Genomic DNA, 13,860 nt, shown 5'->3' with positions numbered 1-13,860 from the left:
GTGGTGCGGCGGTCCGGCCGAAAGGCCGCTCCGCCCGGTGTGGTTTCAGCTCACGCGCCGAGGTGTTTGCGGAGCCACTGACCCATCCGCTGGATCGCCTCGTCCACCTCGGGTACACGCCCCGCGCCCAGGACGAACGAGTGCTGTCCCTCGGGCAGCGGGTGGACCTCGGAGGTGACCTTGAAGTCCTCGAGGCGACGGCCCAGTTGGGCGCCGTCGTCGGCGAGGGTCTCGTACTCGCCGTAGAGGACGATCGTGGGAGGCAGGCCTGTCAGATCGGCGTTCACGAGGCTGATCTTCGGATCGGCGAAGTCCACTCCGGGCTCCTGGAGCCAGGCTCCGCGGAAGAGCTCAAGAGTGTTCCTGCTGAGCATCTTGTCGTTGTCTTCGTTCTCGTCCACCGACGGGTTCTGGATGGTGAGGTCGGTCCACGGCGAGACGCTGACGATCGCGCCCGGGGTCGCCTCCCCCTGCGCGAGCAGGCGCAGCGGGAGCATCACCGCGAGGGTGCCGCCGATCGAATGGCCCGTGCTGCCGATGTTCCGCGGCTCATAGCCCTGCGAGAGCAGCCACCGGTACGCCGTCTCGGCGTCGTCGAGCTGCGCCGGGTAAGGGTGTTCGGGCGCCAGGCGGAAGTCCACGACGAGAGAGCGGGCGCCCGCCGCCTTCGCGATATGGCCCGCAGCCTTGCGGTCCGAGTGCATCGAGGCGGTGACCGACCCGCCGAAGTGGAAGTGGAGCAGAGCCAGGTCGGGATCGGCTCCCTCGGGGATGGCCCAGAGGGCGGGGACGCCGCCCGCGTCCACCTCGGCGTACGTGACGCCTTCCGGCTCGGTCGACGCCTTCTGGTTCGAGTCGACGATGTCGCGGACGATGGCCAGGTCGAGCCCCGGCGTCGAGGACTTCGCGCTCACGCTCTCGAGGAACTGGGCGAACTGCCGTGCCTCTGGGCTTGCTCCCATGGTGGTGCTCCTTCGCAGGTTGCTGCCACGCCCTCGTCCCGCGTGCAGCCAGGTTGATGTGCTGGTCGTGACGCTACTGGCTGAGTATAGAAAAGTAAACCTAGGAGGGGTGTCGCCTCTGGCTGCGGGGGCGCGGCGGCGCTGTGCGGGCGACCCCCGACACCGGCGTCGACGCGCTCACTCATGCCGTCGAGGCGTACGTGAGCCGCAAGGCCGATCCGTTCTCCGACGGCCTTGCGCTGAACCCGATCCGGACCATCGGCCACCACCTCCGCCGCGTCTACGCGGACGGGGGAGACTCCGAGGCTCGCGAGGCGATGATGCTCGCCGCGACCCAGGCCGGCATTGCCTTCTCCAGCGCCGGCGTGGCGCTCAGGCACGGCATGAGCCGCCCGATCGGCGCGCGCTTCCACGTCGCTCGCGCTCTGCGAACGCGATGCTCTTCCCCGCGGTGACGGCGTTCTCCGTACCGGCCGCCGAGAGCCGGTACGCCGACTGCGCCCGCGCGCTCGGAGTTGCCGCCGATGGCGACGGCGATGCCCTGGCGGCCGGGAGGTTGTGGAGGCGCTCCGCGATCTGTGCGAGGATCTTGAGGTGCCCGCCCCTCGGGCCAACGGGCATCGCCAAGGACGAGTGGTCCGTCTGTCGCCCTGTTGGCTGAGCAGGCGCTCGCGTCCGGGTCCCCCGCCAACAACCCCGTTGTGCCACCGTGGACGAGATCCAGGACCTCTACGCGCAGATCTACGGCTGAAGGCCGGCGACTGAAGAACGGTGATGGCACAACAGCCAGGTCCGCGCGGAGTGCGAGATGAGACGCATGACTGACACTGCTGAGGGCGAGGTTCTCGCCGACGTGCACCGGGGCGTCGGCCGGATCCTTCTGAACCGACCCAAGGCGCTCAACGCCCTGACGACAGGCATGGTCGCGGCCATTGACGGTGCGCTCGCCGCATGGGAGCACACACCGCTGTCCGCTGTGGTGATCGCCAGCACCAGCGTGAAGGCCTTCTGCGCCGGCGGCGATATCCGCACGATCCGCGAGCACAGCCTCGCTGGGGATGCCGAGGCCAGTGAGCGGTTCTTCGCCTCCGAGTACCGGCTCAACGCCCGGATCGCTGAGTATCCCGTGCCGGTCGTGTCCCTCATCGACGGCATGTGCATGGGCGGTGGTCTCGGTCTGTCGGTCCACGGCACCTTCCGCGTCGTCACCGAGCGTGCGGTGCTGGCGATGCCCGAGACCGGGATCGGTTTCTTCCCCGACGTCGGGGCCAGCTACTTTCTGCCGCGGCTACCCGGCGCGATAGGCATGTACCTGGGACTGACCGGGCACCGTCTCGACGCTGCCGACGCCCTGTACACGGGGCTGGCCACGCACTTCGTCCCCACGGACAGGTTCGGTGCGGTCGGAGATGCCCTGGCAGACAGCCCCGGCGCTCCGGTGGACGTCGTCCTGAACCGCCTTGCCGACCGTTCCCCGGTGGGGGAGAGCAGGCTGGCGGAGGTACGCGAGGAGATGGACTGGGCGTTCGGTGCGCCGACCCTCGACGAGATCGAGAAACGCCTGCGTCACCTCGACACCGCCTGGGCGGCAGGCGCGTTGGTCGCCTTGGAGTCCGCCTCGCCGCAGAGCTTGGAGATCACTCACAACCTGCTGGCCCGGGGCAGACAGCAGACGTTGCGCGAGTGCCTTGAAACCGAACTCACTCTCACGCGCACGACCATCCGCACGCCGGACTTCCTGGAGGGCGTCCGAGCGGCCTTGGTCGACAAGGACCGCAGTCCCACCTGGGAACGTGAGGCGCAGGGCGGACAGACGCTGCCGGCGTGAGCATGTGCGCCGTGAGCAGGTTCTCAGAGCTGACCGGGGCGAGGCAGACCTTGCCCCGGTCAGCTCGGCGCGTGGTTCGATCAGCTGTAACGCACTTGACCGGGTGTGCGGGTTAGGGGCAGGGCTTGCGGCTGTCCGTTGTCCGCACTGCCGGACTGCCGCACTGCCGGACTGCCGCACTGCCGGACTGCCGGACTGCCGGACTGCCGGACTGCCGGACTGCCGGGCTGCCGCACTGCCGGACTGCCGGGCAGGATGTTCTTGCCGAGTTGCGCGGCGCGGATCGCGGTGACGTGCCCGCGGTTCCGGCGCCGATGGTGACGATGCCGTAGTGCGTGCTCACGAAGTGCCCCCGTTCCGGGGAGATGGTCGGCTCGTGGAGCGAGCGGTCATGCGGCGCGGATGTGCGGCGCCAGGGTGGCGTGGATCTGGTCGCGGATGTCGGCGAGCACGGCTTCGTCGCTGCGGTGCAGGCACACGGTGGCGGTGGTGCTGATATGGATGATCGCGGTGATCACCCGCGCCAGCGTTGCCGCGTCGGCGGCGCCGATGTACTCGTTGCGGGTGAGCAGGTCGGTGATGCCGTCCTCAAGGCGGCCGGCAAGGGTCAGACCCGCTTGCCGGTAGGGCTCGGCCGGGTCGCCGAAGACGAGTTCGCGCAGGTATGTGCGGCCGTTCTCGATGTGCTCCCTCACGCACTCCACCACGGGGCGGATGAGAGCGATGACCGGCTCCAGCGCGCCCTGTCCGACGGCGGCGTTCGCGGCGGCGAGGCCGGAATCGAGGGCGGCGGCGAACTTCTCGTTCTGCACCATGATCAGCAACTCGGCCTTCGTGGACGCGTACAGGTAGAGCGTCCCGATTGCGACATCGGCCCGGCGGGCGACCTGCTGCGTCGTGACCCTGTCGACACCGTGTTCGACGAACAGCTCACGGGCGGCGGTCATGATGCGCTCGCGCTTGTCCTGTTTGGCCCTCTCGCGGCGCCCGATCGGCATGTGACCGCTTCCCATGGGGACCTCCCTTGACAATAATTCTGAGTAGACTCATAGTTGAGTGTACTCAGATTAGCTGAGTGAGGCGAGGTTGCGAGATCCCCGGATGTCGCGCGGGTTCGCTGATCCAGTCTCAGACCTGGACAAATAGGGCAAGTATTAGGAGTGGCGCCCCATGAGAGCGTTCGTTGTCACCAAGTACAAGGAGCCGCTGCAGGAGGCGGAGGTCCCCGAGCCCACTGTGGGGGAGCACGACGTGCTCGTCCGGGTGGAGGCCGCCGGGCTGAACCCGTTGGATGAGAAGATCCGCGCCGGTGAGTTCAAGCAGATCCTGCCTTACAAGCTGCCGCTGATACTGGGTAACGACGTTGCGGGCACCGTCATCAGCGTCGGAACGGCGGTTCGCGGCTTCAAACCCGGAGACGAGGTCTACGCCCGGCCCGACCAGGACCGCATCGGCACCTTCGCCGAGCGCATCGCTGTCGCGGAGGGCGACCTGGCGCTCAAGCCCGCCTCGATCAGCATGGAAGAAGCGGGCTCACTGCCGCTGGCGGCGCTCACGGCGTGGCAGGCGCTGGTGGAGCGCGGGAAGGTGCGGCCCGGGCAGAAGGTTCTCATCCACGCCGGCGCCGGCGGGGTCGGTTCGATCGCGATCCAGCTCGCCGCGCACCTCGGTGCGAGCGTCGCCACGACCGCCAGCGGTTCCAACGCGGACTTCGTGCGCGCGCTCGGCGCGGCCACGGTGATCGATTATCGCACCCAGGACTTCGAACAGCTCCTGACCGGCTACGACCTGGTGTTGGACAGCCTCGGTGGGGAGACTCTCGAGAAGTCCCTGCGGGTGCTCAAGCCCGGCGGCAAAGCCATCGGGATCGCCGGTCCCCCGGACCCCGCGTTCGCCCGCGAGGCCGGCCTGAACCCGGTGCTGCGCCTCGCGGTCGCAGCCCTGAGCCGCAAGATCCGCAAGCAGGCCAAGAAGCTCGGCGTGACGTACGAGTTCCTGCTCATGCGCGCCAGCGGCGACCAGCTCCGCCAGATCACCACCCTCATCGACCAGGGCGCGGTGCGCCCGGTCGTGGGAAAGGTGTTCCCCTTCGACCAGACCCCGCATGCGCTGCAGTCCCTGTCCCAGGGCGGCATCCGCGGCAAGGCCGTCATCGGCAACAGCTGACCCGCCGCAACCGCGACGGGCGACACGAAACACACAGCGACACAGAACATGCAAGGAGAACCCGTCATGAGCAGCACCGACACCCCGAACGAAGCCGTCATCACCTCCTACGCCAAGGCCCCGGCCCGCACCGTCAGCGCCGGCGGCGTCATCTACGCCTACCGCGAGCTGGGACCGAAGGGCGGTATCCCCGTCGTCTTCTTCGTCCACCTCGCCGCGACCCTGGACAACTGGGACCCCCGCATCATCGATCCCATCGCGAAGGGCCGTCACGTCATCGCCTTCGACAACCGCGGTGTCGGGGCGTCCACCGGTCAGGTGCCGGACAGTGTCGAGGCGATGGCCGACGACGCCTACACCTTCATCAAGGCGCTCGGGTACGAAAAGATCGACGTCTTCTCCTTCTCCCTCGGCGGCATGGTCGCTCAGGCCCTGGTGGTGAAGCACCCCGAGCTCGTCCGCAAGCTGGTCCTCACCGGCACCGGGCCCAAGGGCGGCAAGGACATGGACAAGGTCGCCAGAATCACCTACTGGGACATCCTGCGCGCCACCTTGACCCGTTCGGACCCCAAGGAGTTCCTGTTCTTCAACCGCGACGCCACCGGCAAGGCCGCCGGGCGCGCGTTCGTCAACCGGCTCAAGGAGCGCACTGTCGACCGCGACGCGGAGATCAAGACCAAGGCGTTCCAGACGCAGCTGAAGGCGATCAAGAAGTGGGGGCGCTCCGCTCCCGACGACCTGTCGTCGATCACGCAGCCCACCCTGATCGCCAACGGCGACAACGACCGCATGGTGCCGTCGGTCCTGTCGGAGGACCTGCACCGGCGCATCAAGGACAGCGAGCTGATCATCTACCCCGACTCCGGGCACGGCGGCATCTTCCAGTACCACCAGGAATTCGCCCCCGTAGCGGTCGAGTTCCTGGCCCGATGACCGCCACCTGACCAGGAAAAAGGGGCAACACCATGAGCACGTCACCGGCCGCCGCGCCCCTGGAAGTGAGGAAGCCTCTCACCTCCTCGATCCTGCTGTGGGTGCGCACCGACCAGCCCCGCCAGACCGGCATGGACCACTGGAAGGGCCCGCACTCAGGGATCATCTCCGCCACCCCGGGCCTGGAGGAGTACCGACAGATCCACCTCGCCGAGCACAACACGGGCCTGTGGCCGGCCATCGACGGGGTCCAGACCGCGATCCCCGCCGACCGGAAGATCGACGGCGTCGCGGAAGTCACCTTCCAATCGGCGCTTGCACCCCTGAAAGGGCGCAAGCAGACGAAGCTGGCCTACGCCGACGAGATCAACGTGTTCCGCCGCACCCTGCTCTACGCCGGCCCGCCGAACTCATCCCGCTGGTACGACGTCGCAGGCCCCGGACAGACGGTCGGCGCCCGCGCGCTGATCTACCTGCGCCGCAGGGACGGGGTCGGCGCCGGCGCCTTCCGGAAGTTCGTCAACGAGCAGCTCGCACCCGCGCTCGCCGAAACCGGAGTGCTGAAGGAACTGCGCACGCAGACGTTCCTGCCCTGGATCGAAAAGCTCTGGGACACCCCGGACGTCGCCCACGACAACCCCCACGACCAGCACTTCCACGCCTCGGTCAGCCTCGGGTTCACCGACACCGCAGCACGGGACGCCTTCTTCACCGGCAACGCGATCGAGGACCTGTCCAACCGGCTGGCACCGCAAGTCTCCGCGATCCACGCCTACGACGTCACCGCCACCCTCACCTACGTCAAGAACGGCGAGATCCTCCCGCCCTACCAGAAGTGAGCAGCGCGCAGACGGGAAGCGGGACCACCGGATCTGCCTCAGCAATCCATCCGCCCCGGCTTCCTGGCCCTCCTCACGCCCCCGTCGCCATATGTGAACCACCACGCATCCGGAGCCAACCATGAGCGAGCAGCAGAGCACCATCCACTACGAGCGCACCTCACCGCAGATCGCGAGGATCACCTTCGCCAACCCGCCCGTCAACCTCATCACCGGCGAGACAGTCCTGCGCCTCATCGAGATCGTCACCGAACTGGCCACCGACCCGGACATCCAGGTCGTGCTGTTCGACAGCGCCACCCCCGACTTCTTCTACAACCACTTCGACCTGGCCGCCGCCGCCGACTTCCCCGCCCCCGAGGACCCGGACGCGGTGCCGGCATGGACGAATCTGGTCCTGGAACTCTCCAAAGCGCCCTACATCACCATCGCGGCCATCCGTGGACGCACCCGCGGCGGCGGGAACGAGCTCGCCCTCGCCCTCGATCTGCGCTACGCCAGTCGTGAGAAGGCGATCTTCGGACAGCCCGAGGTCGGCAGCGGACTGCTGCCCGGCGGTGGCGGCAGCGAACGCCTGCCCCGGGCCATCGGACGCGACCGCGCCCTGGAAGCCATCCTCACCAGCGACGACTACGACGCCGACACAGCCGAGCGTTGGGGCTGGGTCACCCGTGCCCTCCCCGACAGCGAACTCGACGCCTTCGTCGGCACCGTCGCCGCCCGGCTCGCCTCCTTCGACCGCACCTCACTGGCCTCGGCCAAAGCCCAGATCAACCGGGCCTCCCTGCCCCCGGACGCGGACCTGGTCGCCGCGTACGGCGAGTTCACCCACTCCCTCACCCTCCCCGGTTTCCTCACCCGGGCCGCAGGCACGCAGGCCGTCGTCGAACAGGCCGGCATCGACTTCGAGTACCGTCTCGGGCACTACATCGGCATCGCCAACCAGCAACGCTGACACCCACCAGGAAGCGAGGACGGACGCAGCGGATGCCGCGTCCGTCCCCTTTTGCCGCGGGGCCCACCTGATTTCCGACGTCTTCGGCACCCTGGTCGGATCGGGCTGCTGCCGGATCGACCGCCGATGTCATCCACCGCTCGACGGCCGCGACGGTGCAGCCCTTCTCGACACCGGCCGGCCAAGCGTTCGAACGCCATGGATCACCGGGGCCCGACCTGAAGAGATCACGTCGGGACCGAAGAACAAGCTCAGGCGTCCGTGCCGTGCAGGTCCGGGTAAAGCGCCTCGACCGGGCCGCTCAGAGCCGCCTTGACCCCTTTGGTCAACTCGTCGGCAGGACCTCGTATTCTCCGGCCTCGACGGCGTCGTAGACCGTCGTCACCAGCTGCGTCGGCAGCATCTTGGGTCCGTCGGCGTGCGCGGCCATATCGGTGTCGACGTAGCCCATGTGCACACCCGTCACGTGGACGCCCATGGGTGCGAACTCGATGCGCAGCGAGTTGGTGGCCGACCACAGTGCGGCCTTGGACGCGCTGTAGGCGCCGCCGAAGGCATACCAGCTGGCAACGGAGTGCACGTCGATGAGGACGGACCCCTTCTTGGCGGCGAGGATCGGTGCGAAGGCGCGGGCGAGGAAGACCGGTCCGAAGAAGTTCGTCTCCATGTTCGCCCGGATGTCCGCCTCGGTGACGTCCAACAGGCTCGCGCTCGGCGGGGCGGCGCCCGCGTTGTTGACGAGCACGGTGACATCCGCCGCGGCGGCCACGGCTGCGTCGATCGACGTGCGGTCGGTGATGTCAAGGGTCAGGGGGACGATGCGGTCATCGTTCCAGGCGCGGGGGGAACGGGCGGTGGCGTAGACCTTGGCGGCGCCGCGTGCGAGGGCGTCGTGGACGAAGTGGGTGCCGATACCGCCATTGGCGCCGGTGACGAGGACGACTGCTCCATCGAGGGAGGGCATGGGTTCTTCTTTCCGAGGGGGATGTGAAGTGCGTGACGCTGCACGGATGGAGCAACGAACGTCGCCCTGCGATGGGAGAATGAGCGGAGCCACATTCGAGCCCACACGTTATTGAGTACAATCATAACTGATTGCAGTCAGAAACTATTCCTGGAGGACACCGCTATGCCTCTCGGACGGCGCGAGCGGAAAAAGCAAGAAAAACTCGACCGCATCGTCGCTGCCGCCAGTGAACTGTTCGCCGAACACGGCGTCGATGAGGTCACGACCCAGCAGATCGCTGACAAGGCCGACATCGGCACCGGGACCCTGTTCCTTTATGCCAAGACCAAGGGCGAACTCCTCCTCCTTGTCCAGAACGCCAAGTACGTCGAAGCACTTGAGCGGGGCCGGGCGGACGCCGAGACCGTCCCAGGTGTGCTGGACGCGGTGCTGGCGATTGTCCGGCCGATCGTCGAGTGCAACCGCATCCAGATCGACAACGGACGCACCTACCTGCGAGAGATGGTCTTCGGCGACCCCGAGGAGCCCCGGCACAGCGCAGCACTCGCCATCGTCGCGCAGACCGAGGAGGCCGTCGCCGCCGTGCTGCGCCGAGACGAGCGGGTCGCAGAGGGCGACGCCGCGACGCTGGCACACATCGTGTCCGCCGTGATGTTCCTCAGCATGGCGGCGAGCGTGAACATCGCCTTGAGCGTCGAGGAGATCGTGCAGGACATCCGCAGGCAGGTCGACGTCTTGCTGCCTCGCTGAAGCGTGGCCCAGCCTCAGACCCAGGTGGCCGTCCGGGCAGTCCTCGGCTGCGGCGTGGCCCGAATCCCCAAATGTCAGGCATCCGGCCGTTGCTGCCCATGCCGGCATGACTGGACGGGTGGGGCGGCCGGCCGGAGGGCTACCGCCACCGCGTGCTGCTGGGATTCCGGAGATTGCCCACCTATGGGGCGTTGGGTCCCACTCCCGCAGCCCCTGTTCCAAGGAGCCCGGGTCGGGGCCCGTGTGGTGTGGGCAGGGCTTTGTGGGTCGATTCCAGGATCTTCTCCGACAGTTCTGTGCCCGCCGTGGCGCGGGCGAGCAGGATCGCGCCGACCAGGGTGGCCACCATGGGAAGGCTGTCGTCGGCGTCGGTGAACAGCCACGCGGCGAATTCCTGGACTCCGGCCGCGTATGTTTCGCGTACCTCCCCTGCTGTGGGCTCGCGAGCCATGGTGCTCATCCCGCACCACAGCGACGCGGCCGACGAGGGCGCGCTGCCCGACGACTACCGCAAGATCCTGGCGATCGTGCGGGAGGCCGACGGGCCGGTGCAGGTCAGGGCGGTCGGTGAGTGGCTGGGCCTGGATGCCTCGGTGCGTGGCAAGCTGGAGCCCTTGCGGGCGAAGAAGACCAAGCTCGCCGACCGCGGTCGGCTGCACAAGCGGCCCTGACGGGCGGTTCACCGCACGCTCGTAACTGCGCGGCAGGCCGTAACGGGAGGACCCCCGGCGGCAGTTGAGTTTGGTGTGAAGAAAAACAACGGTCTCACCGAGGGCCCTGACGGCCTTGTCTACACCGCCCGCCTGCCGCTGTCGAGCGCGACCTTGAACCATCTCGCCGGCCTGATACGCGGACGCCTGAAGAAGATCGCCTCGCGGTGGCGGGCGCTGCCCGCCGGGAAGATCGCCGGCATCGTGCTGGCGGTGCTGCGCTGTGACCAGCGGCCCGGCGATCTGGCCGGCGGGAACGGGGTGCACCGCACCCTCGTGAGCCGGTGGGTGCGCGAGGTCGTGGGCCTGCTGGCCGCCCGCGCCCCGCGCCTGGACCGCGCGTTGAAGAAGATCGCCCGAAAGGGCGGCGGGGTGGTCCTGCCGGTGTTCGTACTGAGGCGACTGGGAGCCGGCCTCGTGCTGCTCATGGTAACGAGCTGGGCTTGCGGCGGTCGGCTGCGGTCAGGTTTCTGGACTCCTTGCCACCGGCTGGTCGCTGTTGCCCTGTGCCAGTGACGCGAGAATCTCCTTGCGGCAGACATCGAGGATTTCGTCCGCCAGCGGAGAATCGTCCGGGCATGCCCGCGACAACATGATCGCGCCGACCGAATGGGCGAGCATGTCGATCACCATCATGCGGGCCGCGCGCTGGCCCGCATCCCCCGGCGTATCGCTCTGGGACTGAAGGGCCGTCAGCAGGTTCTCGATCCCGGCTGCGAACTCTGTTTTGATGTCCGCCGGCTGACGTGCGGCGTCGCCGCCGAGGGCCGCGATGGTGCAACCGTCGCCGCGCCCGTCGCGATGCTCCCGCGAGACGTAGCGCTCGACGAACTCGGCGGCGTCCACACCTTCTGTCCGTGCCACGGTCTGCGAGAGCCCGCTCGCGGACGCTTCGGCCATCAGGTCGGCCTTGGAGCGGAAGTGCTTGTAGAACCCGCCATGGGTGAACCCGGCGGCTGCCATCAGTTCTGCCACGCCGACACCGTCATAGCCGCGCTCCCGGAACAGCCTGGAGGCTGTCGCGACGATGTGGGCACGGTTCTGCTCTGCCTGTGCCTTGGTGACCCGCATGTCCAGCCGTCCCTTCGTCGGTCGACGCTCGACGGTCCAGCATACATAGATGACGATCGACATCAAAAGCTTGACTTTTTAGATGACGATCGTCATCGTATTGCTCACCCCCTCCAGAAAGGCTCAGGCCATGAGTGACACGCATGTGACCGCACCGACTCAGTACATCGAGGTTGACGGCGACCGGTTCGCCTACCGGCGCTGGGGCAAGCCCTCGGGCGTCCCGATCTTCCTGGTCCAGCACTTCCGCGGAGGGATGGACAACTGGGACCCGCTGCTCACCGACGGCCTGGCCGAAGGCCGTGAGGTCATCCTGTTCAACGGCCGCGGCGTCGCCTCGTCATCGGGCACTCCGCGTAACCGGATCGAGGGCATGGCCGACGACATCGCCGCGGTCATCCGGGCGCTGGGGCTGGAGCAGGTCGACCTGCTCGGCTTCTCGCTCGGCGGTTTCCAGGCGCAGGAGGTCACGCTGCGCCATCCCCATCTGGTGCGCAAGCTCCTCCTGCTCGGCACCGGCCTCCGAGGCGGGGACCCGACAAGTGACCCCCAGGTGCCTCAGTACGCCCTGAACCCGGTCCCCACCCTGGAGGACTTCCTCTTCCTGTTCTTCGGCCGCTCGGAAGCCGCGAAGCAAGCGGGCAAGGCCTTCTGGGAGCGCCGCCACCAGCGGGCCGACCAGGACCCGCCGAGCTCGCCCGCGGTCGCACAGGCGCAGTTCGAAGCGACCGTCGCCTACGCGGAACCGCTGCCGGGCGAGAACCCCTACGCCCACCTGAACGCGATCACCCAGCCGACGCTGGTCCTCAACGGCGAGAACGACGTGATGATCGCCTCGGTCAACTCCTGGCACCTCGCCCAGAACATCCCCAACGCGCAACTGCTGATCTACCCCGATGCCGGGCATGGAGCGCAGTTCCAGTATCCCGAGCGGTTCCTGAAGCACGCCATTCAGTTCCTCGACGAGTAACGCCTGCGGGGCTTCGGTGCAGTCGCTGACGCCTGGTCCTTGATGACGGGCCGCAGGCTCACCGGATCCCCGGAATACGACACGCACACCTTCCCAGGCCATGGAGTCCTCTACGCCCCCGTGGTCGAAACGGAAGACAGTCCGGCCAGCGGAGCGTCGCCGATTTCGTCGGCTGACCAGCCGCGCGAGAATCCGCCATGCCGGACCCCGGCCTGCCGGAGCGGCTGGCGGAGGTAGGCGCATCCTGCGTGATCGAGGCGGGGTGCGCCATCGCCCGGCTGCCGTGCCCGGATCTCGGTGAGGGGTTGGACGATCTGGGGGTGCCCGGTGATCGACATGACGCTGGACGATAGTCCGTGGACAGCGCTCAACAGCGCATAACCAAAGGCACGCGACAACAAGGCGCGCGGGGCACGGGGCTCCGCAGACTGCCGCGGCCGCCGGCAGCCCTCGGATTCGGGGTCGGAGCAGAGGGCGCCGTTGGACAACTCCCGTGTCCTTCGTGAGCGTCGAGACACGCGGGCCGTCGATGTGGTTCCGCCCGACGCGGCGAGCGTCTCTCGCCCCTGCCGTCGCGTCGTCGGCCCTGCGTGATCGTGCCAGGAGGATGCCGTGTGGCCGGCCTGGTCTCAGTTGCTGTCGGGCGTCATCGAGACCACGACCTTGCCGGCCTTGGTGCGACCTTGCTCGACGTACGCTATCGCCTCGAGCGTCTGATCGAACGGGAACGTGCTGTCGATGATCGGGCGGAGCTTCCCGCTGTCGTAGAGGGTGCCGAGCTCGCGCAACTGGGAGCCATTCGCCTGCATGAAGAAGAACTGGTAGCGAACACCCAGGGTCTTCGCCTGCTTGCGGATCTTGCGACTGAGCACGTTCATGACCAGCCCCAGGAAGGAGGGAGCGCCGAGCTGCCTGGCGAACCCGGCGTCCGGCGGGCCCACGACGCTGACGGCCAGGCCGCCGGGCTTCAGCACGGCCAGCGACTTCTCCAGGTTCGCCCCGCCCACGGCGTCCAGCACCAGGTCGTAGCCGGACAGCACCTTGGAGAAGTCCTCCTTGGTGTAGTCGACGACGACGTCGGCACCGAGGCTTCGGACCAGCTTCTCGGAATCAGTGCTCGCGGTCGTCGCCACCGTGGCGCCGAGGTGTTTGGCGAGCTGGATGACCGTCGATCCGAGACCGCCGGCACCGGCGTGGACGAGCACCTTTTGACCCGGCTTCACATGGGCCCGGTTTACGAGGACCTGCCAGGCGGCCAGGGCCACCAGCGGCACCGCGGCCGCCTCCTGCGGGGTGAGCGAGGCCGGCTTGGGGGCGACGTCGTCCTGGTCGATCGCGATGTACTCCGCGAAGCCTCCGATCCGCAGGTCGCGCGGACGGGCGTAGACCTCGTTGCCGACTTCGAGGCCGCGCACGCCGGAACCGACCCGCGTCACGACGCCTGCCACGTCATGACCGAGCACGAACGGAGGCTTGTACTTCAACAGCTGTTTGAACTCCCCGTTACGGACCATCTTGTCCAGCGGGTTGATGCTCGCGGCGCTCACCCTGACCAGAACATCGCGGTCACCGACGCTGGGCTCGGGCACCTCGGCGGCGCGCACGCCGTTTTTGCCGTACTTCTCGACGACGAATGCCTTCATGCCGGCCGCCTTTCCATGTGATCTGCTCGGTCGCCTGAGTGCTGGTCATGACGCTATTTGCTGAGT

15 protein-coding genes and 1 pseudogene are annotated in these 13,860 nt (G+C 67.9%); 10 read left to right on the top strand and 6 right to left on the bottom strand.

Going from position 1 to position 13,860, the window contains the following annotated elements:
- Positions 1-50 precede the first annotated feature (50 nt).
- Complete coding sequence (locus ACFY9I_RS40680; protein WP_391012080.1) at positions 51-962, bottom strand: alpha/beta hydrolase fold domain-containing protein; 912 nt, start codon at positions 960-962, stop codon at positions 51-53.
- 143 nt (positions 963-1,105) lie between these two features.
- Here ACFY9I_RS40680 and ACFY9I_RS40675 point away from each other — a divergent pair, with 143 nt between their 5' ends.
- Positions 1,106-1,417: an iron-containing alcohol dehydrogenase gene (locus ACFY9I_RS40675; protein ID WP_391012078.1), complete on the top strand. Its 312-nt coding sequence runs from the start codon at positions 1,106-1,108 to the stop codon at positions 1,415-1,417.
- Between the two features lie 362 nt (positions 1,418-1,779).
- Positions 1,780-2,790, top strand: a complete 1,011-nt coding sequence (locus ACFY9I_RS40670) for a 3-hydroxyisobutyryl-CoA hydrolase (protein ID WP_391012075.1) — start codon at positions 1,780-1,782, stop codon at positions 2,788-2,790.
- A gap of 389 nt (positions 2,791-3,179) precedes the next feature.
- Here ACFY9I_RS40670 and ACFY9I_RS40665 read toward each other — a convergent pair whose 3' ends face one another.
- Complete coding sequence (locus tag ACFY9I_RS40665; RefSeq protein WP_391012073.1) at positions 3,180-3,803, bottom strand: TetR family transcriptional regulator; 624 nt, start codon at positions 3,801-3,803, stop codon at positions 3,180-3,182.
- 157 nt (positions 3,804-3,960) lie between these two features.
- On the opposite strand from ACFY9I_RS40665, the gene ACFY9I_RS40660 reads away from it, so the two are divergent.
- The 4 genes from ACFY9I_RS40660 (at position 3,961) to ACFY9I_RS40645 (ending at position 7,683) form a co-directional block, all read left to right on the top strand.
- Positions 3,961-4,956: a zinc-binding dehydrogenase gene (locus ACFY9I_RS40660; protein WP_391012070.1), complete on the top strand. Its 996-nt coding sequence runs from the start codon at positions 3,961-3,963 to the stop codon at positions 4,954-4,956.
- 66 nt (positions 4,957-5,022) lie between these two features.
- A complete protein-coding gene (locus tag ACFY9I_RS40655) occupies positions 5,023-5,889 on the top strand; it encodes an alpha/beta fold hydrolase (RefSeq protein ID WP_391012067.1) in 867 nt (288 codons plus the stop codon).
- 32 nt (positions 5,890-5,921) lie between these two features.
- A complete protein-coding gene (locus tag ACFY9I_RS40650; protein WP_391012064.1) occupies positions 5,922-6,728 on the top strand; it encodes a strictosidine synthase in 807 nt (268 codons plus the stop codon).
- Between the two features lie 121 nt (positions 6,729-6,849).
- On the top strand, positions 6,850-7,683 hold the full coding sequence (locus ACFY9I_RS40645) for an enoyl-CoA hydratase-related protein (protein WP_391012062.1): 834 nt from the start codon (positions 6,850-6,852) through the stop codon (positions 7,681-7,683).
- A gap of 325 nt (positions 7,684-8,008) precedes the next feature.
- On the opposite strand, the gene ACFY9I_RS40640 is transcribed toward ACFY9I_RS40645, so the two are convergent.
- Entirely contained in the window at positions 8,009-8,647 is a 639-nt protein-coding gene (locus ACFY9I_RS40640; protein WP_391012059.1) for an SDR family oxidoreductase, read from the bottom strand.
- A gap of 165 nt (positions 8,648-8,812) precedes the next feature.
- Here ACFY9I_RS40640 and ACFY9I_RS40635 point away from each other — a divergent pair, with 165 nt between their 5' ends.
- Positions 8,813-9,400, top strand: coding sequence for a TetR family transcriptional regulator (locus ACFY9I_RS40635; RefSeq protein ID WP_391012056.1), 588 nt, complete (start codon positions 8,813-8,815; stop codon positions 9,398-9,400).
- Positions 9,401-9,581: 181 nt separating this feature from the next.
- Here ACFY9I_RS40635 and ACFY9I_RS40630 read toward each other — a convergent pair whose 3' ends face one another.
- A complete protein-coding gene (locus ACFY9I_RS40630; protein WP_391012053.1) occupies positions 9,582-9,860 on the bottom strand; it encodes a hypothetical protein in 279 nt (92 codons plus the stop codon).
- Between ACFY9I_RS40630 and ACFY9I_RS40625 the strand changes: the two genes are divergently transcribed.
- A complete protein-coding gene (locus ACFY9I_RS40625) occupies positions 9,850-10,071 on the top strand; it encodes a hypothetical protein (RefSeq protein ID WP_391012050.1) in 222 nt (73 codons plus the stop codon). The two genes, ACFY9I_RS40630 and ACFY9I_RS40625, sit on opposite strands and share 11 nt — an antisense overlap.
- Positions 10,072-10,146: 75 nt before the next feature.
- Positions 10,147-10,491: pseudogene (locus ACFY9I_RS40620) on the top strand (IS5/IS1182 family transposase); the annotation flags it as partial.
- Positions 10,492-10,572: 81 nt separating this feature from the next.
- On the opposite strand, the gene ACFY9I_RS40615 reads toward ACFY9I_RS40620, so the two are convergent.
- The gene (locus ACFY9I_RS40615; RefSeq protein WP_391012048.1) at positions 10,573-11,244 is read right to left on the bottom strand and encodes a TetR family transcriptional regulator; all 672 of its coding nucleotides are present in this window, start codon (positions 11,242-11,244) and stop codon (positions 10,573-10,575) included.
- Positions 11,245-11,311: 67 nt separating this feature from the next.
- Here ACFY9I_RS40615 and ACFY9I_RS40610 point away from each other — a divergent pair, with 67 nt between their 5' ends.
- Positions 11,312-12,151: an alpha/beta fold hydrolase gene (locus ACFY9I_RS40610; RefSeq protein WP_391012045.1), complete on the top strand. Its 840-nt coding sequence runs from the start codon at positions 11,312-11,314 to the stop codon at positions 12,149-12,151.
- Between the two features lie 629 nt (positions 12,152-12,780).
- Here ACFY9I_RS40610 and ACFY9I_RS40605 read toward each other — a convergent pair.
- On the bottom strand, positions 12,781-13,794 hold the full coding sequence (locus ACFY9I_RS40605) for a zinc-binding dehydrogenase (protein ID WP_391012042.1): 1,014 nt from the start codon (positions 13,792-13,794) through the stop codon (positions 12,781-12,783).
- Positions 13,795-13,860: the final 66 nt, after the last annotated feature.

This window comes from Streptomyces sp. NPDC012510 (genome assembly GCF_042955065.1).
Lineage (GTDB): Bacteria > Actinomycetota > Actinomycetes > Streptomycetales > Streptomycetaceae > Streptomyces.
This window is presented reverse-complemented; position numbering and strand designations above follow the sequence as displayed.